At 57.5% G+C, this 17190-nt stretch carries 14 protein-coding genes; all 14 read right to left on the bottom strand.

All coding sequences use genetic code 11. The features are described from left to right. Positions 1-96: 96 nt before the first annotated feature. On the bottom strand, positions 97-1380 hold the full coding sequence (locus I6F31_RS33395) for a glycosyltransferase (protein ID WP_225147620.1): 1284 nt from the start codon (positions 1378-1380) through the stop codon (positions 97-99). Between the two features lie 48 nt (positions 1381-1428). Beyond that, positions 1429-2586, bottom strand: coding sequence for a glycosyltransferase family A protein (locus I6F31_RS33390; RefSeq protein WP_225114277.1), 1158 nt, complete (start codon positions 2584-2586; stop codon positions 1429-1431). A 115-nt stretch (positions 2587-2701) separates the two neighbouring features. Further along, positions 2702-3850, bottom strand: a complete 1149-nt coding sequence (locus I6F31_RS33385) for a DegT/DnrJ/EryC1/StrS family aminotransferase (RefSeq protein WP_225147621.1) — start codon at positions 3848-3850, stop codon at positions 2702-2704. Between the two features lie 505 nt (positions 3851-4355). Beyond that, entirely contained in the window at positions 4356-4871 is a 516-nt protein-coding gene (locus I6F31_RS33380) for a UDP-N-acetylglucosamine--LPS N-acetylglucosamine transferase (protein WP_225139932.1), read from the bottom strand. A 168-nt stretch (positions 4872-5039) separates the two neighbouring features. Continuing rightward, positions 5040-5897, bottom strand: coding sequence for a glycosyltransferase (locus I6F31_RS33375; protein WP_225147622.1), 858 nt, complete (start codon positions 5895-5897; stop codon positions 5040-5042). A gap of 306 nt (positions 5898-6203) precedes the next feature. Further along, positions 6204-7196, bottom strand: a complete 993-nt coding sequence (locus I6F31_RS33370; RefSeq protein WP_225147708.1) for an NAD-dependent epimerase/dehydratase family protein — start codon at positions 7194-7196, stop codon at positions 6204-6206. Positions 7197-7201: 5 nt separating this feature from the next. Next, positions 7202-8377: a DegT/DnrJ/EryC1/StrS family aminotransferase gene (locus I6F31_RS33365; RefSeq protein WP_225147623.1), complete on the bottom strand. Its 1176-nt coding sequence runs from the start codon at positions 8375-8377 to the stop codon at positions 7202-7204. A 91-nt stretch (positions 8378-8468) separates the two neighbouring features. Further along, the gene (locus tag I6F31_RS33360; RefSeq protein ID WP_036029176.1) at positions 8469-8996 is read right to left on the bottom strand and encodes an acyltransferase; all 528 of its coding nucleotides are present in this window, start codon (positions 8994-8996) and stop codon (positions 8469-8471) included. 14 nt (positions 8997-9010) lie between these two features. Continuing rightward, the gene (locus tag I6F31_RS33355) at positions 9011-10483 is read right to left on the bottom strand and encodes a lipopolysaccharide biosynthesis protein (RefSeq protein WP_036029173.1); all 1473 of its coding nucleotides are present in this window, start codon (positions 10481-10483) and stop codon (positions 9011-9013) included. 48 nt (positions 10484-10531) lie between these two features. After that, complete coding sequence (locus I6F31_RS33350) at positions 10532-11596, bottom strand: Gfo/Idh/MocA family oxidoreductase (protein WP_036029172.1); 1065 nt, start codon at positions 11594-11596, stop codon at positions 10532-10534. A 281-nt stretch (positions 11597-11877) separates the two neighbouring features. Continuing rightward, a complete protein-coding gene (locus tag I6F31_RS33345; RefSeq protein WP_036029170.1) occupies positions 11878-12390 on the bottom strand; it encodes a glycosyltransferase in 513 nt (170 codons plus the stop codon). 852 nt (positions 12391-13242) lie between these two features. After that, complete coding sequence (locus I6F31_RS33340) at positions 13243-14670, bottom strand: HlyD family type I secretion periplasmic adaptor subunit (protein ID WP_074448161.1); 1428 nt, start codon at positions 14668-14670, stop codon at positions 13243-13245. After that, positions 14667-16886 (bottom strand): peptidase domain-containing ABC transporter, encoded by a 2220-nt coding sequence (locus I6F31_RS33335; protein WP_225114281.1) that lies wholly within the window; start codon positions 16884-16886, stop codon positions 14667-14669. Before I6F31_RS33335 ends, I6F31_RS33340 begins: the two co-directional genes overlap by 4 nt. Continuing rightward, a complete protein-coding gene (locus I6F31_RS33330) occupies positions 16864-17184 on the bottom strand; it encodes a hypothetical protein (RefSeq protein ID WP_057029412.1) in 321 nt (106 codons plus the stop codon). Before I6F31_RS33330 ends, I6F31_RS33335 begins: the two co-directional genes overlap by 23 nt. Positions 17185-17190 lie beyond the last annotated feature (6 nt).

Genomic DNA, 17190 nt, shown 5'->3' with positions numbered 1-17190 from the left:
CCTGCGACATGCGGCGCGGACTGCAGGGGTCCTCCCGGTCCCGCACCTGGGCAGTGGCGCTCTGGACGGATGAGAATTCGTAGCTAATTGAAAGCTTCACCGGAAGGTTGCCCTGCGGGGGGTGTGAGACCTCGGCGAGGACATTTTGGCCTTCCTTGAATCGATATATGCAACCACCTTGCTCATTGAAGCAGAAAGAGCGCTGTTTGAATATCTTTCTAGAACCATGCTTTCAGCGCTCGCCACAAGAGCGTCATAGACCGTTTCGTTGCTTAAGGCCCTATACGCCTCGCAGAAGCTACGATCATCATTGAACTCCAAAAAATGAACGCCAGAGACGACATCCAGCCCTTCTACACCTTTCCTTGTAGAGATAATGGGCCTCTCCAAGAGTGCCGCCTCCAAAACCTTTAACCGCGTCCCGCTACCCTCGAGCAATGGCACAACAACCGCTCTACAGTCCTTGTAGTACTCGACGACATCAGGGACATCGGGATGCAACTCGACTCCCTTTGAGCGAGCGCAAGCTTCGATCACCTCTGGCAATGGGTCACGTCCAACAACCAAAAGAACGGCATCGGGGTACACATTCCTGTAGAGCGGATACACGTTCTCCAAAAACCAGAGCAAGCCGCTGACATTAGGCTGATAGTGAAGCGCACCAATAAACAGCAAAATGTGTCGGCCGGCGAACCCGCTCCCCATGGGGAGTTTTCCTGGACCTCTCATCCCCAACGTGTTTGGCACAACGAAGATACTTTCAGAGGCCTTTTCACCCCACAGATCCAATTTATCCTTCTCGGAACATACCAAGCAGGCGCCAAAGGCGGTCACACAACGAGTTTGATAGTAAGTCAGGAGCACCTTGTTGATGGCACGGAACAGTTTCCTCAGGGCATTATTCGTCGGGGTAAACAGCGTATCATAGAGTGAAAGAGTCAGGACGTCATCAATATCAACGATGACCTTCATTTTCGCCGCCTGTGACAATCCAAAAAACCCGGCGGTATTCCGGAGGTATCGCACCAGCACAAAATCGTAGCCGCCAAACTCTATTAGCGCGACCAACTTCTCCATCGAGGCTTTGCTATACTCTCTAACGGGATACGGAAAGCCACGGACCGACATTCCGAACCGTCCCCGCAAGGTTCTAGGGTACTCCAGCTTCTGTAAACAATACTTCCCGGAGAATACGTCCTCCTTTTCGAGATGTCCCCCCGCTCCTGCCATCTGTCGCAGGCCGGAGGGCAAATCCGAGAGATACGCAATATCGACGGGCCCAAGGCCGGCAAAGTATCGTGCGAGATTCATGGTTCTGATGTCAGCGCCAAACTTCTCAGGCAGAGGAAACCTGTCGCTGATCACTAGGGTCTTCTTCATCGAACTTACAGCAAAAGAGTCGGTTAAACTCGGAAACTGATCCTTCAATCAGCCTCGCACCAAATGCTCTCGAGCGGTTCGCAGCAACTCGCGAACCTGCCGGCCTGGACCACCGAATGAAAGAACAATCAATTTCAAGAACACCGGCAGCATGAAAGGCTTCAGCTTCAATCCCTTCAAATAGTATGATCTCGCTGATACAGAATCGCCCTCTGAATAATAGATCTCAGCCAGCGCCACCATGATGCGTGAACGGATCCACGCCTTCTCCTGCTCAGTATAAGGGCTGCGATCGAGTGTCGCTTCCACCTGCTGAAGATCTATAGTGGACCAGGATGTCTGCCCCATCCACGAATAGGGTTTTGAGGCACAATGTTTGGCATAGAAGTTGGCGAGCGCACCCAAGCAAGCCTTATATACTGTCAGGGCGCCTTTCTCCTTGGCAGCCTGCGATATCATCGTGATGACGGCCAACTCGGAGTGCCAGCAGATATCGATCTTCTCTTGAGTGATGGCGTTTGTCATACTGAGTTCATGTTCACGGTAACACACCATCGGCTCTGCAAAGTATGCCACGTGATAGTGCAAGGAGAACAATAGCCACATGTACCAATCGCCGCCCCATATGAAATCGACCGGAATTCCGGCCCATACCACGTCGACCGGATAGAGGCTCAGTGTCTCGTAACAGTCACGTCGAACAAGCACCGACGCAGCCAGAATCGCATTTCCTTTTACTTTCAATGAGTGCTTGATGATCTCCTCTCCCCTGACGATCGTATCGACGTCTCCATAGGTCGAGTAATCTATCACTGCACCTTCTTTTCCACGTCTCAGGCTAACCCCGGGGCAGAACGCGAGGCCGACCTCCGGATGATTTTCCAGGGTTTCGACGTATCTTTGCAGTATGTACGGTCGGCGCAAGCGATCATCAGCCGATATAAGCCAAACGTACTTCCCTCGACTTAAGAGTATTCCCTTGTTGTAATTCCGGAGCGCTCCCAGGTTCTGCTCGTTCCTGACATAGGTAACGCGACTGTCTGTGAATGTTCTGGCAACTTCTTCCGTGTTGTCCGGAGAGCAATCATCCATGATGAGGATTTCGAAATCCTCAAAGGTCTGCGAGAGGATGCTGTCGACACATTCTGGCAAGAAAGCAGCCAGTCGGTAGCAAGGGACGACAAAGCTAACAAGCGGCTTTTGCATTTGGAATAACTCGCCTATTGTGGATCCGCACTTTGATGAGCCTAAGCCGTAACTTGCTCGATGACGCGCCATGAAGAACGCACAGAGCGTCTTGGGCCTTGAGGAACGCGGCCTATTACAATGCAGAGGCTTGGAGCTCCCTTCGCAACGCGCAGGCGACCCGCTCCTGGTCTTCCTCGTTCATCTGCGCGTAAATTGGCAACAGAATCGAATTGTCCTGCGCGAACTCGGAGTGCCGCAGATCGTGGCGGTGCTTGTCCTTGGCGTAGGGCGCTTCCCGGTGCGAGCACATAATGCCGCGTCGAGTCGCGATGCCCTGATCGAGCAGGCTTTGCATGATCTTGAGCTGGTCGACGCGGTCCGGCAGCCCAACGCAATAGCTCTGCCAGTTGGACCGCGCCCATTCGGGCTCGATCGGCAGTCTCAGGCCTCCGAAATTGCCGAGCATTTCTCGATAGCGGGCCGCGATCGCGCGGCGTCGAGACACCAGTGCAGGCAGCCGCTCGAGCTGCTCGCGTCCGACCGCGGCCTGTATATCGGTCATGCGGTAGTTGTAGCCGACTACCAGATAGTTCTCGAAGATCACCTGCTGTGAGCCGTGCCGCACGATGTCCGGAACGCTCATGCCATGCTGGCGCAACAGCCTGAACTTATGGTCGAGCTTCGCATCGGAGGTGGTGAGCATCCCACCCTCGCCGGTCGTGATGACCTTGCGGGGATGAAAGGAGAAGCAGGCGATCCGCCCATGCGGCTTGCCGACGCGCTCCCAGCTGCCATCCACTCGGATCTGGCTGCCGGCTGCGCAGGCCGCATCCTCGATCAAGATGATGCCCTGGCGATCGGCCAGCGTGGCGAGGGCTGTCAGATCGCAGGGCATACCCATCTGGTGGACGGCGATCACCGCGCGTGTGCGCCGAGTGATCGCTTCGGCAACCCGGTTAGGGTCGATATTGTATGTACCGGGATCAATGTCGACAAAGACCGGAGTCGCGCCGCAATACCGGATGCAATTGGCCGTGGCGATAAACGAGTGGCTCGCCGTGATGACCTCGTCGCCAGGCCCAATCTCCAGGGCGACGAGCGCCAAATGCAGGGCGGTTGTGCAGTTGGAAACGGCGCAGGCATAAGGCGCACCGACCAGGGCCGCAAAATCGCGCTCGAAGGCTGCCACCTGGGGGCCCTGCGAGACCCAGCCGGAGAGTACAGCTGCGCGAGCTGCGTCGGCCTCCTCCTCAGCAACCAACGGTAATGCGATCGGAATCACGGGATTATCGCCCTCCTGCTGGCGAGCCGCCCAGACCAACCCCTGCCCGGGCTTGGCGCTACATCGATCTCAGAACTGGCCCGACGATCTTGAGCTTTCAAACCTGACAAGGACATCAAGGACTATTCCTATTCCTGGAGCGCGATGCGGCGTCGCGATTTATTTGTCATAGATTATTATATTAAGTCAATTAACCCAACGATAATAAATCAATCTAATGTAGATGTCTGCCACTATCGGGGGCAGCTTCAGGCGCCAACCTGCCTTCCTGCAGCCGATGCGCACGACACGACGGTCGCGTAGCCGAACGTCACGCGACACCACCGCGTCAGCGCAGATGGTCGCCCGGGGGCAACTGCGATCCAGTCCCCCTCAAGGAGGCATGACTATCATCCACTTCCAAGCTTGAGGTAATCATGCAAGCAATGCCGTCACGAGAAATCACGATGCGCGAAGACATGGAGCTGCTGGTCCAGCTGTGACGGCATTCCGACCGCCAGGAAACTCATAGCACCGCGCCTGTGTAATGAGGTCCCTCAGGTCGCGCCAGATGGGGCCACTGCGTCAGCCAGAGGTCGGCGCAATGACCAATACGGTCTCCCGACATCGAAAGCTGCTCGATGTTGGCGATGCTGTCGAGCCAGATAGTGCGCGCACCCATCATTTGTCCAAACCGTAGTGCCAAATATCCCGGAGCGGCACCCGTCGAAACGACGATGTCCGGCCTTTCATTCCAAACGATCCAGGCCATTCTGCGCGCCGCCTTCAACAGCGCGATTTTGGTCAACCGGTTAGCATCATTGACAAGGTAGAATTTGTGGTCGGGCACCTGGGCTTGATAGGAGTCGTGGACGGTGACGAACGTGACTTCGCAATGCTCGAAGGCGGGTTTGATCCGCAACAGCTGCACCCAATGGCCCCCACCCGAAGAGACCGCCAGCAGTTTCGGCCGAGTGCCGGGTGACCGCGGCGTGTTGTTCTTGAGCAACGTCTTGCGGTGAAAAACCGGGCTGAGAAGCATGGGCTGGCCTCCCTAGAACGCTGCAAGCTCGCAAGCTCCCATGAACGGATCGGGTCCTCGGCGCCTGCATTTAATATTTTAATTTAAATTAACATGCCGCCATTTAAAATCAAGCGATTTATATGCGCGGTACGTCCGATTTCCTGTCAGGCCAGCCGAATTTGAATCTTACTTGATTGAATCTGATAGTACCGCACGGGAAGTGTCGTCGCGTTGCCAACGATGAGCTCCAAGTCGGGAACCCAGGGTAGCCTTACAGCGAGCGGCAATGTTGACCCCACAATAAATCAATAGTCCGGCCCATAAGCGAGGTTCCTTGAACAGCGCAATGAGCGCCCGGCCATTCGCCGGTCCTTTGTTGACACGCAGTTCAGGAAAGCGCCGGGCGAGCTCGAATGTTCCCCTGTAGGCACGAGTTCTGACGGCGATAAGCTGCAGCAGAGTGCGTGGGGCGAATACCATGGACCTAACGCGGGGCAGTGTCTCCCGCTCTTCTGGTCTGAACTGAAGTCGAACAAAGGTGTCATCAGCGGTGATGTCTGGAAATTGGCCGAACCGCTTGCGTCCCGCCTCAGATAAGGCATACACGCCAGAACCGCCGATACCCTCACGCGAGGATGGCAGCCGTGACCGGATTCCGAAGTATTTACGGACGAGCCAGGAACAGCCTGCCAGATTGATGTCGGCTGTAGGCGCGACCGCCAAAACGCCACCATCATCGAGGCGGCTTGCCAAAGCCAGAATGGCATCAACGGTAATCAAAATATCGGCATCAACATAAATCCGCGGAAAACCGTCCGCGATTTGATCGCCAAGGTTCAGTGCGTGGGTCTTCCTTGCGATGTTCGATTCCACAACATTGACGGCTGGGCCGAAACGCCGGGCGACGTTCGCAGTGTCGTCTGAGCACCCGTTGCAGACGACGACCACACGGATCTGGTCCGAAGCTGGGTTGCCAACCCATTGCCTCAACGTCCGTGCGATCACAGAACTCTCATTGTGGGCTGGGACGACGATCGAAATCATGAATGGTCCGGTCGAGATCGATCAAATTTGCGTACCTCTCTAAGGCTGCCACAGGTTCGATCAGCCTCATGGGGTGGTTCAGCCTCACAGCCGATGACTTTGCGCGGGCGCCGCACAGGCATCGACCGAGCCGACTACAGGGGCGAACCCGTGCTCACCCCCGTCTGCGGACTCTACCGAACCTAGCCGGATGGCAGGGCCGCGCGTTCCGCCTCGGCCTCGAACGCTCCGACGCCCAAGCAGAGAGAACGGCCAGGCGCGCCGCTTCGGTCTCTTGATCTGCAAGTAGCGACATTGCGATCGGAATCACGATGCCGCCGCCTGCCGCTGATGTTCCGAAGCGAGCTCGCGCTCGGATCGCCACCATTTCACGAGATCTGCGAGCCCTTGCTCCAGCGAAACCGTGGTGCGGAAGCCCAGCAAACGCTCTGCCTTACCCGTCGAGGCCAGCCGTCGCGGTACTGGATTGACCGAGCGCTCCGGCGCGAATTCAGGCGTGAGGCCGCGGTGTCCCATCACCGACGCAAGTACCGTAGCCAGCTCGGTCAGGCTTGTTTCAGTGCCGCTCCCGACGTTAAAGACCTCATCGGTAATCTTTGCCCTGGCGGCAAGGATGTTGGCACGCGCGACGTCGCGGACGTGGACGAAATCCATGGTCTGACGGCCGTCGCCAAAGATAACGGGAGGAAATCCGGCTTCCAGCCGCTCCATCCAGCGGATCAAGACCTCGGTGTACCGTCCGTGGATGTCCATCCGGCTGCCATAGACGTTGAAATACCGGAATGCCACATAGTCGAGGCCGCATGCATCGTTGAAAGCCCGCAGTAGCCCTTCGTTAAACGCCTTGGCGGCCCCATATAGGGTTCGGTTATTGTAGGCATTCTGCCGCTCTGTCGTCGGAAACTCCTCGGCCATGCCATATACCGATGCCGAAGAGGCCGCGATGATCTTCTCAATATCGTGCTTGATGCACAGCTCCAGCAGGTCGTAGGTGGCATCCACCATGACCTCCTTAGCCAGGCGCGGTTCGGCCGCACAATGAGTGATGCGGAGCGCGGCCTGGTGAAAGACGATGTCGGCAGCCTTGACCAACGCTTCCATCAGCTTGCGATCGCGAATGTCGCCGTGAACCAGCCTTACGGGCCCACGCCCGAGCGCCCGCCGGAGATTTTCCGGCCGGCCTCTGATCATGTTGTCGAGGGCAACAATCTCGATGCAGCCCTCGTCGCAGAGCAGATCAACGATGTGGGAGCCGATAAATCCTGCCCCGCCGGTGACCAGAACGCGTTTACCCTTGATATCGATCAAGACGCTCTCCTGTTGTGCGACCATGTCATGAAGCTTTGTGGATGCTCCGACCGGGTGCTGATGTCTGCGCTAGGCCGCAGCGCCGCACTCCTCAATATTCCGACAACCTCGGCCGTCCGTTCCGGCCGCAACTCGGGATAGATGGGAAGAGAGAGGAAGTCGTTCGCGAGCATCTCAGTGACGGGGAGATCACCGGCCCGATAGCCGAGTTCTGCATATGCCCTCTGCAGATGCACTGGGACGGGATAGTGAATCCCGGCGCCAATCCCGGCATCACGCAACCGGTTCAGCGCGTCGTCGCGGCACTCCGATCTGACCGCATAGACGTGATACACGTGGCGGGCGTACTGGGGAGGCTGGGGACGCGCGAATGGAAGACCAGAAAGCAGCGCATTGTATCGCTCAGCCAGCGACCGACGTGCGTCCGTCCAATGCTCAATATAGTCCAGCTTGACATTCAGTACCGCGCTCTGGATTTCGTCCATGCGATAGTTGTATCCGGCAATGACGTGGTCGTACTTCGCCTCCTGCCCCCAATCCCGCAACAGGGACACGCGGCGTGCGAATTCAGGCCGGTCGGTGACGACCGCCCCACCCTCGCCAAACGCTCCGAGGTTCTTGCCCGGATAAAAGCTGAAACATCCCAGATCGCCGATCGAGCCTGCGCGACGTCCGCGATATTCCGCGCCGTGCGCCTGCGCGGCGTCCTCAATGACGACCAGCCCGTGACGACGCGCTATGGCCATTATCGGATCCATGTCGGCCATCAGCCCGTGGAGGTGAACTGGCAGAATCGCCTTGGTTCGCGGTGTGATCGCAGCTTCGATCAAGCTGGGATCCATCGTCCATGTTACCGGGTCAACGTCGACAAATACCGGCCTGGCGCCGCTGTAGAGAATAGCTGCGGTTGTTGCGACGAACGTCATGGAGACCGTGATGACTTCGTCACCGGATCCGACGCCGGCCGCCAGCAAGGCAAGGTGAAGCGCCGAGGTGCCACTGTTCACCGCGCGACAAGCGGTGGTCCTGCAATAGTTTGCAAAGCGTTCCTCGAAGGCTGTGACCTCGGGTCCGAGCACAAAGTGCCCGCTACTGACGACCCTCGCCACTGCGGCGTCGATTTCCGGCTTGATCTGGCTGTATTGCGCTTTCAGGTCCAGGAAGGGTATCAAGATTCAAAGCCTTGATTTGATCGACATTATATCGGCTATTTAAATCCCACTATTAAATTTAATCAAGCGTTAAATTCAAGCAGAATATATATTACCGGTGATAGTCTTTCTGAAGCGGCTCTGCTGAGCTACGACCGCTTGGCACCCCGTCGTCAGCGGCGGCCAGAATCCGAGCAGGCACGCCGGCCACGACTGCGCCGGGGGGAATGTCCTTTGTCACCACCGCTCCCGCACCTACGGAGGCCCCCTCTCCGATCGTCACGCCGCATAGAATGGTCGCATTCGAGCCGATGGAGGCTCTCCTACCGACGTGAGTGCGCTGAAGTGTCCAGTCCGAAGCCAGCTGAGGACGACCATTTGCGGTTGTCGCCTTCGGATATTTGTCGTTCGTGAACATCACACCGTGGCCGATGAAAACTTCGTCTTCGATCGTGACGCCCTCGCAGACGAAGGTATGCGACGAAATCTTACAACGCGCACCTATCTTTGCCCCCGCCTGAATCTCGACGAAGGCTCCAATCTTGCTCTCATCGCCAACGGTGCAACCATACAGGTTGACCAGCTCGGGATGAAATATCCTGACGTCACGGCCTAGCTTCACATCCTTCGTTATTGGCATGGTTGTCCTCCAGATTATGCCGGACGTGATCGACGCAGCCTCGGCGCACTCCGGAAGAGCCCGTCTGCAACGTGGCGAAGCTGATGCAGCAGCGGATGGCCGGTCATTGTCAATCCGCACCACCAGCCGAGGCCGGCAATGGGGAACGACAGTATCAGGCCGGTCAGGGAAGTAAGCATGCCCGCTTCGATCAATGCGGCGCAAGCCAGTACACCGGGGGCCATAGCGAACGTCACCAGGCCGCTCTTCAGAGAGGCGCGGAAAAACTCCCCTGAACTGAAGGCCAGATGACGTTTGAGGAAATATATCACCACGGCGGTCTGGAACGGCAGTGTTGCGAGGGCCGCGCTTGCGACAGCCTCTACGCCGAAAAACGATGCGCCCAGAACGACCAGAAGCGAAGGTGGTAGCGAGATGAGCGAAGACACCAAGGCGTCGCGTACGCTTCCAACAGCGAGGAACACGGGATAGGTAAGGCAAGCCGCGAATAGCGCAAGATTTGCAATGCAGAGAATGCGGACCAAGGGAACTATTTCCAGCCACGTCTGCCCGAGCCAAATCAGAACGATCGGCTGAGCCATGAGCGCGACAAAAATCAAGAACGGCCACTGCACAGCCGAAAGGAGTTCAACTGCCTCGAGATAGACGGCCTTCAGATCCGCCCCTGCCCTGCGTTGTGCGACAATCGCCGGCATAATGACAGGATTTAGAGCCTGCGCGACGAGCCGGTCGAACATTTGTGTCAGATTGGTAGCCCGGGTGTACAGACCGACAGATCCAAAATCCAGGATCTTGGCGAGCAGCAGCTGCGGCGCCAGATTGTAGACGAGATTGATGACGCTGACCGCGCTGGAGTAAAGACCGAAGTTGACTACCTCGCGATGCCCGAGCAGCGATGGACGCAAGACGCCCCAGTCCCGATGATTGGCAAGCAGCATCACGGTGAATACAATGCTCCCCGCCAATCCGCCCCAGATTGGCGCCATGTAGCTGAATCCCGCCATCGCAAGCACGATCGATGCGACGGCCGTCGCCGCTCCGGTTGCCAGGTTGCACACGGCCAGCGTGCCGAATTTCATGTCGCGGCGGAGCAGAGCGGATGTTGTCCCGTGAAACGGGACTAGAACAAAATTCAGCGCCGCCACCTGGATGCCCTTTCTGAGACTGTCCTGGGCAAAGAGCTCCGAGAGCGGGCCCGCAAGCACGAACAGCAGAAGCGCAATTGCTACCGATATTCCGAGCGTGATGGTGAACGCGGAGCGAACGTCCGCCGTGGATAATTCACGCTTCTGAATCAGATAGTTTCCGCCCCCGAACTCAAAAAAGGATGCGCCAATCACCGTCGTGATGGCAGTGACGACTGCATAGACCCCGAATTCTGCCGGCGAAAGCAGACGAGCGAGGATAGCGGTGGCAACGAAGACCAGGATAAGGCTGCCATAGCGGTCGGCCGCTGAAAACAGGATGGAACGTTCTACCGAATTCATCGCGAGACCGTCGCGCTGTTCGCGGATACCGTGTCGCCCGCCAATGCTTCAAACCGTCGCCGTCGCACGTTCCGGACTCCTGTACTCCTGCCGTTTCAGTAGGACCGGCTTGCCGTGTTCGGCGATCGACCGAGATGCAGCCTCCAGGACCTCGATCACCCGCAGTCCGGACATGCCACTCGAGATCGGTGGCGTCCCATTGCGCACACAAGCGATGAAATGCTCGACCTCGACCTGCAGCGCTTCCTTAGGAGCGACGTGGGGCGCCCACATATCTCCAGCCCGATAACCGATCCGGAATTGATGGGCGTGATCGGAGGGGCCGTCCACGGTGATACCCTTGTCATACACCTTGATCTTTTCCGTCGGTTCAAGATCGTCATAGACGATCATCTTCTTGCTGCCTCCAATGAACGTCTGGCGGACCTTGATTGGCGAGAGCCAGTTGACGCTGATATGGGCAACGCATGTGCTATCGAAGAACAATGTGATATGGGCCATGCTTTCCGGCGAGCCGGCCACATGGCACGATCCCGTCGCCGAAACTGCAACAGGCCTCTCATCCAAGATATGGTGGATAATCGAAATGTCGTGCACCGCTAAGTCCCAGATCACGTTGACGTCGCTCTGGAACAGGCCAAGGCTGGCCCGCGTGCTGTCGTAGTAATAGACTTCACCGAGCTCCTTCTTAAGCAAGAGCTCGCGGATTTTCCGCACGGCCGGCGTATAGACGAAAGTGTGATCCACGCTCAGTATTAGACCGCGCCGAGCTGCCTCATCGATCAGGCGTCGGGCCAGATCTGAACTTTGTGCCAGCGGCTTTTCAACCAGAACGTGCTTTCCCGCCTTGAGCGCGGATAGCGCCAATTCATAATGTGTATGAACCGGCGTAGCGATGGCCACGGCATCGATGGCCGGGTTCTTGAACAATTCGTCGTAACAGGACGTCGTTATCGCTCCCGGATAAAGACGCTTGCTGGTCGCGAGCTTCTCCGGATCAAGGTCGCTTATACCAACTAGACGTACCGAAGGATGAGCAGCGAAATTGCGGACCAGGTTCGGTCCCCAATAGCCGTATCCGACAACCCCAATGCCAACTGTATCGTTCGACATAACTGCACCAGTGATCAAAACTCGCGTGAGGTTTTCAACTTGCTAGGTTAGTTCGACAGTCCTGGCGATGGCCACACCGCTGACCTCCGCGGCCAAGTGAACACGGACAGACGCGCAGTGTGTCTAGGACATTCCAGCTCACGGTTGCCATGGCGACGTCGAGCAGGGCGGTGCGCTTTTGGCAATCTTCGTTGCTGGCTTAGGCGGAGGTCTCCGTCATCGTTACGGCACGACTGGACAGGAGAAGAGGCTCGGCCGTATTGTATTTTCATATCCACCGCCTAAGCTGAAGCGCTGTTAGGTCCGGAACGAACATGTCCCGTTTCGATGAAACTCCGAATTGCCATGATCAGCTGCGGCGATGCTTCACCACCGAGGCGTTCGCATCGATTGACGATGTCCAACTGATCCAATTTGTCCGTTAATTCCCGTTCTTCGAAAGCGACCTCAATACGGCCTTGCGCGGCGAACTGTTTTGCCGTTGCGATCTGATGATCGTTTCGGTGTTCACCCAGGCTCGCGCGGCGTGGCATGACGATAATTCGTTTTCCGAGCTCGAGGGCGGTGATAATGGAGCCCATGCCTGCATGAGCGATCACCACGCTTGCCGCCTCGACGCAACTTTTGAATCGACTTGGGTCAATGAACCGCTCGGTACGGATGTGCTTGAATGGATAGTTTGATGGCCCGATCTGAGCGAAAACATCGCTCCTTGCGCGTGCACCGGCCCATTCGTCGACCGTTCGGATCAGACGGTCGAATTGCACTTGCGTTCCGACTGTTACGAAAATCATAACGCGAGTCCTTCATAGATGCGTTTGACATGCGAACAAGGTGACGTACCGCCACCACACGCGACTTGGCTCCTGACAAATGCGGTCCGGCCATTCGCGGTGGAATTACATACGAGGCGACGCCCACTGCGCATGCGAAGATGTCGAACGCCGGCCAGCCCACAACCGCGCTCGCGAGATCGACGGTGTCGGCCATACCTTGAGTATCGAAGGACCATCGCAAACATCCACGCACGCACCGCAACCCTCTGCAGAAAAATGTATTATTCAATCGAAACAGCATTTAATTATTATTATTCTATAATACCGTCCGGGCGGTTATTTTCAAGAAGATAAATAAATTAAAATTTTAGATCCGTCCCTATTTTCTCGCGGTATTTGTTCGCGACTTTGAAGCTTTCGGCCCCGCGGTTGACGATATGGAATGAAACAGCGTGCGACGCTCTTGCCCTCCACCGCCGCGACTTCCTCCGTCAGTTCGATGCAAGTGCCGACACGCGCACCCGACAGCGCGCGCAGCACTCTTCGACAATCGCCTGTAATGCCACCCCGAAGGCATACTTCGGCCCTGAAGTGCAGTCAGCTGAGGGACGTTGGACGAAGTATCTGCTAAGGCCTAGTGCTCTCAGGCGGCAGGTGGACAGACAAGCAACACATTGAGCGTTTGGAGATCACGCCTCCTGCGAGCGATTTTACTGGTCGGGAAAGATCCATCCAGACGATGGGTGTGCGCCCGGCGGCCATGTTCGGGCTGCAGCACCAAGCCTCAAAGGGCGTAGTTCGACTCTCGCGAGCGCGCGCCCTCTCCGGATGAGGACTGATCTACCTGAACCGGCATCTACGCTGAATTACCTAGTACTCCCGGATGCTTTCATCCAGTCCGCGTAGCAATGGATAGAGGAAGTAGGAGATCACGGTGCGCTTGCCGACTTTCAGTTCGGCCGTCACCGCCATACCCGGAATCAGTTGAATGCGTTCAGCCGGCAGCCGAAGGTGCGTGTCCGACAAATCGACCAGTACGCGGTAATAGGGAGCTGGCGCGCGGCGCGCACCTTCGGCCTTCGTATCCGGGGAAAACGTATCCTGACTGATGACGCGGACTTCTCCCGTTGCAGTTCCATACTTCTGGAAGGGAAACGCTTCGAACTTGATCCGAACCGACTGTCCGAGCGCCACCTGACCGATATCCCGCCCCTCGACGTTGACCTCCGCCTGAAGCGGCACGTCGCGCGGAACCAGAACAAACAACGTTTCGGCCTCGCGAACCACCGAGCCGACTGTCCGGTTCGCGATATCCAGCACCACGGCATCTGCCGGCGCCTGCAGGATGATCAACTGTCGACGAAGCTCGGCCTTCTTCAATTCCTCTGCCGCGCTATTGCGCTTCGGCAGCGTCTCCACCAGTTCCTGATAGGTGGTGCGACGAAACTCCTCGGCGAACACTTTCTGATCAGCGCGGGCCTTTTCGAGCCGATGGGTACTATCGGCGATACTGCCGCGAACACGCGCCAGATTGCTTTCGACCTCGAGCCGAGCATCGCGAGACAGCAGGAAGTTCAGCCTCGAACCGACCTCCTTATCCATCAGCGTGGTCCGCATCGCTTCAATCGAACGCATCGTGTCGAGCCGTTGAAGGAGAACCGCCTCTTCATTCTGTGCCGTCTTGAGATTGGCTTGCGCGGATGCGATCTGTGCGTCGTAGTTCTGAATCTGCGCCTCGTAGGCGGCTCTCCTCTGCAAGAACAGCTTGCCTTGCAGGATCTGATCCGCGTTCGTCAGCTCTTTGACGGCATACTCGATTCCGTTCAATTCAGCGCTCAGACGATCGATCGACGCATCGAATCCAGCCACTCTGCCGCGCAGTTGGTCGAAATCCGCCTGCGAAAACGTCGGATCGAGCGTCGCCAGAACGTCGCCGCGGTTGACGCGATCACCGGCCTTGACGTGGATCTCGCGTATGACCGACGTTTCCAACGGCTGCACGACCAGGTTGGGACGCGTCGTGGTAAGTTTTCCCTGCGCCGTGACGATCATCTCCACCTGCGAAACGGAAGCCCAGATGACCACGAAAGCAATTAGTGCAAGTACGCCGTAAAGGATGAAGCGCGCGAGCCGCGGTGGCGCTTGCTGCTCGAGTTCGGTCGCATCGGACTGGAACTCGGCGATGACTGGCGCTCGCCTCGGTACTGGCCTGAATAGCTTGCGGCGGCGCTCGACCGATCTGGCCGGAACGAGACCGTTCGGATTCACATCCGCGCGTGATGGACCAGTCTCCCTCATGCAATCTGCTTCATCTGTTGATTCCACAAATGCCTGTAGATAGTGCATTTCGACAGGAGGTGGTCGTGGCGATCCATATCGACGATTCGGCCGCGGTCCATCACCAGGATCTGGCTTGCTTCGGTCAGCATCGACAACCGATGCGAGACGACGATAACGGTACGTCCTGCCGCCAAACGGCGGAGATTGCGCCTGATGATCATTTCGCTTTCGGCATCGAGGGCACTCGTCGCTTCATCGAAAATCAAGATCCTTGGATTGACGATCAGAGCTCTCGCAATCGCGAGCCGCTGCTTCTGCCCGCCGGACAGGTTCGATGCATCCTCCTCAAGCATGGTGTCGAAGCCACGCGGCAACCGTTCGATGAACTCGTCGGCGCCTGCGAGCTGAGCTGCAGCGACGACCTCGGCAAAGGTGGCATCACGTTTCACGCAGGCGATATTGTCGCGAATCGTCCCGCGAAACAGGAAATTGTCTTGCAGGACGATCCCAAGGTTTCGGCGCAGATGCGCGAGGTCGAGCTCCCTCGAGTCATATCCGTCGATGCGCAGCAGCCCCTGCTGCACCGGATACATGCCCGAAATCAGCCTGGTGAGAGTCGTCTTGCCTGAGCCGCTCCGTCCCACGATCCCGAAGATCGATCCTGGCTCGACGGTAAAGGAGACATCATCAAGCGCCGGCGATCCCTCGGATCCGTAGCGAAAAGAGACACTTTCGAACTCGATTTTGCCGGCAAGGTCGGGCCGCAGCCCATCTTTCCGACCGTCGCGCTCAGGCCTCTGATTCATCACCTCGCCGAGCATTTTCACGGCAAGAGCCACTTCCTGGTATTCGTGCACCATGGTCACGAGCTGGACCAGCGGTCCGGAGACCCTGCCGGCCAGCATATTGAAGGCGACCAACGCGCCGATTGTCATTTCGCCGGCAAAGACATCGAGTGCCCCGACGGAAATGATTCCGAGCGTCATGATCTTCTCCAGAAATCCGGTAAGCGCCTGGGCGCCTGCGGAGATCTTCTCGACACCGAATCGCATGGTCACGGACTGCGCGCAGCGGCTATCCCACACCCTGCTCTGCACTGGCTCCATCCCCAGCGATTTCACGGTGCGCATGCCGTGAACTGTTTCGACGAGGAGAGCCTGCCGCGCACCTTCCGCTTGATATAGATCGTACAGTCGTCGTCGAAATGGACCCATGAGCAGGCCGACGACGGCGCCGCTCGCGGCGGTGAAGGCCAGGACCATCAAAGTCAATTTGACGCTATAAAGCGCAAGGACCGGCAGGAAGACGAACAGCGAAAGCGCATCGAGGGTCGTCAGAAACAAGCGCCCGGTCAGAAACTCACGGATCCTCGCCGCCTGCTGCATGTGCTTGACCAGGACTCCGGCGGCCATGTGCTCGAAAAACGTAACCGGTAGCCCGAGGAGATGACCGAACGTCTTCGTAGCGACGCGAATGTCGACCCTGTTGGTCGCATATAGCAACAAGTAGCGCCGCAGAAAGCCGAATATCGCGTCAAAGACGAGCGCTACGGCCGCTCCTACCGCGAGTACGTACAGAGTGGTGAAGCTTTCGTGAACCAAAACCTTGTCGATGACGAGCTGGAAAAATATCGGGATGACGAGGCCCAACGCATAGAGCAGGATGGCGGCAATGGCGACGTCCCTGAACAGCCGCCATTGAAGAAGCAGTTCCGGCACAAACCACCGCAGGCCGAAACTCCCTCGGCCATCCTGTGTCAACTGCTCGCGCTTGATCAGGATCGTGTCACCGGCCCACTGCGCACAGAATCGATCGCGCTCGACAACCAAGACCTCGTGCTTGCGGTCGGCGAGCGGGTCGAAGATGCTGACGACCTCGGTGCCATCAGTTCGCCGTCCCGCACCAAGAACGGCGATCCAGTTGCCATTGGCGAGCCTCGCCAGCGCCGGATAGGCCTCTCCAAGATGAATCAGCGCGCCCCAATCCAGCTTCGTGCTCCTCGCGCGCAGGCCTGCATCCTTCGCCATGCGCAGCAGGAGATTCAACGAGAGCGGGCCGGCTACCGCATACGCATGCTTCAAGCGTTCGACCGGCAGATCTATGCCATGGTGACTGGAAACCTTGGACAGGCATTCCAATGCCGTCTGGGTCGACAATCCGGGCGCGGGCGCGTCCGCAACCCGGTCCTTCGCGCCGCCAGCGGCATCGATGTCAGCGGAAGTTCGAAGAGACATTCAGAGACCGTGTGTTGTGCGCCAGCGCATCACGTACTCCCGACGCACCGTTGTGCGATTGAGCTGGCTGGTTCCGCCGGACGACGCCCGCATCGACCAGGCCCTGGAGCGCCTTCTGCATTACGTCGACCGAGTTAGCGAAAGATTCGACCGAAAAGATCAGCCGCTGAGAAAATACGCGCTTCGGAGCGTTGTTGGCGTCACGCTCTGTCGGTGAAAGACTGACCAGATCGACGCGGACGATGGTTCCACTGACGGTAATTTCTTCGATTCCATCGGTATAAAGTTCGGCGTGCATCTTACG

It is taken from the genome of Bradyrhizobium sp. NBAIM01 (assembly GCF_020194115.1).
Classification (GTDB): Bacteria; Pseudomonadota; Alphaproteobacteria; order Rhizobiales; family Xanthobacteraceae; genus Bradyrhizobium; species Bradyrhizobium yuanmingense.
The sequence above is the reverse complement of the archived record's forward strand: the minus strand, read 5'-3'. Positions and strand labels throughout refer to the sequence as shown.

What these genes read in the sequence shown, in the direction of transcription:
- I6F31_RS33375 (WP_225147622.1), bottom strand. Translation starts at nt 5,897, where the DNA reads ATGATTTCGATCGTCGTCCCAGCCCACAATGAGAGTTCTGTGATCGCA.
- I6F31_RS33395 (WP_225147620.1), bottom strand. Translation starts at nt 1,380, where the DNA reads ATGAAGAAGACCCTAGTGATCAGCGACAGGTTTCCTCTGCCTGAGAAG.
- I6F31_RS33330 (WP_057029412.1), bottom strand. Translation starts at nt 17,184, where the DNA reads ATGCACGCCGAACTTTATACCGATGGAATCGAAGAAATTACCGTCAGT.
- I6F31_RS33355 (WP_036029173.1), bottom strand. Translation starts at nt 10,483, where the DNA reads ATGAATTCGGTAGAACGTTCCATCCTGTTTTCAGCGGCCGACCGCTAT.
- I6F31_RS33345 (WP_036029170.1), bottom strand. Translation starts at nt 12,390, where the DNA reads ATGATTTTCGTAACAGTCGGAACGCAAGTGCAATTCGACCGTCTGATC.
- I6F31_RS33380 (WP_225139932.1), bottom strand. Translation starts at nt 4,871, where the DNA reads ATGCTTCTCAGCCCGGTTTTTCACCGCAAGACGTTGCTCAAGAACAAC.
- I6F31_RS33340 (WP_074448161.1), bottom strand. Translation starts at nt 14,670, where the DNA reads ATGAGGGAGACTGGTCCATCACGCGCGGATGTGAATCCGAACGGTCTC.
- I6F31_RS33360 (WP_036029176.1), bottom strand. Translation starts at nt 8,996, where the DNA reads ATGCCAATAACGAAGGATGTGAAGCTAGGCCGTGACGTCAGGATATTT.
- I6F31_RS33390 (WP_225114277.1), bottom strand. Translation starts at nt 2,586, where the DNA reads ATGCAAAAGCCGCTTGTTAGCTTTGTCGTCCCTTGCTACCGACTGGCT.
- I6F31_RS33335 (WP_225114281.1), bottom strand. Translation starts at nt 16,886, where the DNA reads ATGTCTCTTCGAACTTCCGCTGACATCGATGCCGCTGGCGGCGCGAAG.
- I6F31_RS33350 (WP_036029172.1), bottom strand. Translation starts at nt 11,596, where the DNA reads ATGTCGAACGATACAGTTGGCATTGGGGTTGTCGGATACGGCTATTGG.